General features: G+C 63.9%; 2 protein-coding genes and 1 pseudogene. 2 read left to right on the forward strand and 1 reads right to left on the reverse strand.

All coding sequences use genetic code 11. The features are described from left to right. Both CWS39_RS28785 and CWS39_RS28025 read left to right on the forward strand, forming a co-directional pair. Positions 1 to 406, forward strand: a pseudogene (locus tag CWS39_RS28785) (hypothetical protein); the annotation flags it as partial. A 515-nt stretch (positions 407 to 921) separates the two neighbouring features. Further along, positions 922 to 1,746 (forward strand): hypothetical protein, encoded by an 825-nt coding sequence (locus tag CWS39_RS28025; RefSeq protein WP_233213749.1) that lies wholly within the window; start codon positions 922 to 924, stop codon positions 1,744 to 1,746. A 199-nt stretch (positions 1,747 to 1,945) separates the two neighbouring features. Here CWS39_RS28025 and CWS39_RS28030 read toward each other — a convergent pair whose 3' ends face one another. After that, entirely contained in the window at positions 1,946 to 2,542 is a 597-nt protein-coding gene (locus CWS39_RS28030; RefSeq protein WP_102146082.1) for a hypothetical protein, read from the reverse strand. Between the last annotated feature and the right edge of the window lie 148 nt (positions 2,543 to 2,690).

Genomic DNA, 2,690 nt, shown 5'->3' on the forward strand with positions numbered 1-2,690 from the left:
ATGTTCATCGTGCGCGGGTGTCGAGTCCTGGACAGCGACCAAAATGCCGGTGGATGATGAGCGTATGTGTGGTCGACGGTCCCGCCTTTCTCCTGATGAGATCCGTCTGCTCGATGCGTCCGGCTTCACTGCGGAGGGTTCTGACGAACGCGGCGGCAAGCCTCAAGCACAAGATGTGCAACGAGCGGCGCTAGATGAAGCCGAGGTGCCTGGGCTGAACCGCCTGCTCGAATCACTGCCGGCGGAGTGGCATCCAGATTCGATCGCGGGTTTGCTGTGCACACCGCACCCCGATATCGCCATCGACGGCCGCCCGGCAACACCCCTTGAGTGGCTTGAGTACAGCGGCGGTGACATCACCGCGGTCCTCAGGATCGCCGAGATTGCAGAATGGGCGGCGCGGTAAAATATGACTGGGCTGCAACGGTTTCCAACCCATATTCTACGCTGCTGCCAGCCGAGCGCGGGCTGGCTCGGATCAGGGTTATACGAACAGAGTCCGACACCAACGCGGTTCGCTGGGGTGGTCATACCGATGCCATCTCAGTGACGCCCAGAAGTCGCCTGCTTCCTCGCTGAACGCGACGAGCGCACTTGAGCAATGCGGCTATCGCAGGTGCCACCGCCACCGCCGCTAATGCCCAACTATGTCGGCCGGTCTGTGGTCGGTTCGGTGTATCCGTCGTCGGTTAGGGTCACCGCCGCGGGGTCATTCCGGGGACGAGGGCGGGCCAGCAGGCTCCTACCCGGCCGGCGGGTGGTCAACTAGTTTGGCTGCCGATGCGATTCAACTGCCGTACAGCGACGTCAGTGCTTCGGGATCTTGGCCCTCGCGCTGATACAACATAAGCGACCGGCACCGGCGGCTGGCCCTGAAATTCACGCGACACCACCGACGACCTCATGCCATCCTCGACGACCGTGGGCCAAGGACCGGAGCTTCCCCACGCGGCCGAATACCGAGAGCGCATCGAGCGCGCCCGCGGTGAGGCGCGCTCGCGCTACCGCGACCACCTGGCCGCGGGGTTCGAGCGGCACGGCGTCGCAGGGTCTAGCGAGCTCGCCGATGTGGCCCTCGATGCGCTCACGGTCTGGCGATACAGCGACAGCGGTGAGCGCTGCAGGTGTTCGTGTCACCCCCGGCTGCCCGAAAGCGATCTGCACGACTACGGATTCGACTGCGTGTGCGCACGCACACCCCAGGATCGCCGCCGCGCATTCAACGAGTGGCGCAACGGCATTGAGGCGTTCTGGCGATCACCAGAAGGCCAGAGGATCACCGCCGCCGAGCAGGCCGCGGACGCCGAGCTTCAGATGTGGCTTGCTGAGCAGACTGGGGTCACTGTGCACAATCATGGCGGGTTCGCGCCCGAACAGTGGCGCGGAACGGTTGACGGTCACAGTTTCTACTTCCGCGAGCGCCACGATGAGTGGTGCATCGAGCTCGATTTGCGGCCTAGCGGCCGAGTCGTCCGGACAGTCGCCAGCACCGCCAACGATGGCACCGCTAGTTGCCAGAAACGTGGGTTGGACGACGGCGACGTCATCGCCTCCGGCACAACCGACAGCGAGGGTTACGGGGCTACGCCCGTCGAACGGGCACAGTTCATCGTCGACACGATCCGCACCCACCTGATGCGCCAGGTATGCACGCACCACGGCGCCGATCTGTCATCGATCGAAGACATCCTCGGTACAGAGGTCCGCTGGTGTCCCACCTGCGGAACCCGCCTGCCCGCGCGGTAACCATCAGGCGACCGCGGTGCGATGGCGCTCAGGTGCATTCAAAGGGCAGGTTCCTCCCGATATCGCTGCGTTACTTCCATTCCCACTCGTCGCAGCATCCGGTGCATTCCTCCCCACACAATTCGGCGGGATGGAGCCCTCCAGTCTGGGCGTCAATCTCATCCTTGGTCACCGTTTGCTCCGATCTGATAGTTCGACGCTACGTCGTGCCTTGCTGCACAGGCATGTAGCCGAGGCTGTCGGCGCAGGCAGCACAGAGTGTTTTGACCAGGTAGCGGATTTCGTGCAACACGCCGGGTTCGCCGCAGCGTTCGCACGTGATCGCCGAGGCACGTTCGGCGTCGCCGATGATCGCGCGGAATGCATCCAACACCGAGGGGCCGGGTTCTTCTGCGCTGGGTGCGCAGTAGTAGCGCAGGGTGCCGAATTTCTCCTTGATCTGGTGCACGACGTATTCGGGGTCGATCGCGGACAGGCGCTGATCGATGGCGACCACGATCGGGTACCAGCCGGCGTCGTGGCCGATCCAGCGTCCCCAGCCATCGGGGATCCGGCGCAGGATTGTCTCCAGCGCCGGAGCGAACGGGCCAGCGTCGGCAGGGACGTGCAGGGCGTTGAGCATGGTGTGTCGGTCGACGTCGACGGACATAATCCGAGCCACCGCGCCCTCTACGTCCTCTGCGGCGGCGGTTCCGGCGCGTAGCCCGGAAGCCACTTCTGTCATGTCGGACACCATGGCCCGCACCCGAATCTGCTCCGCAGGGGTGAGCTCGGGAATGTCGTGGTGTTCGCTCATCTACAGATATATCCCTTCGGCGCCGAGGCGCGATAGCGGCCGCTCACGTCGGGTTGAAGAGACCTCGACTAAACGGTCACTTCCGACAACTCTCAGCAGAGGCTTGTCGAACGCCTTCTGGATTAGTTCGACCCCTCTCTGCCAACCT

It is taken from the genome of Mycobacterium hubeiense (assembly GCF_002838065.1).
Lineage (GTDB): Bacteria > Actinomycetota > Actinomycetes > Mycobacteriales > Mycobacteriaceae > Mycobacterium > Mycobacterium hubeiense.

Coding starts and splice junctions, on each gene's coding strand:
- CWS39_RS28030 (WP_102146082.1), bottom strand. CDS start 2,542: ATGAGCGAACACCACGACATTCCCGAGCTCACCCCTGCGGAGCAGATT.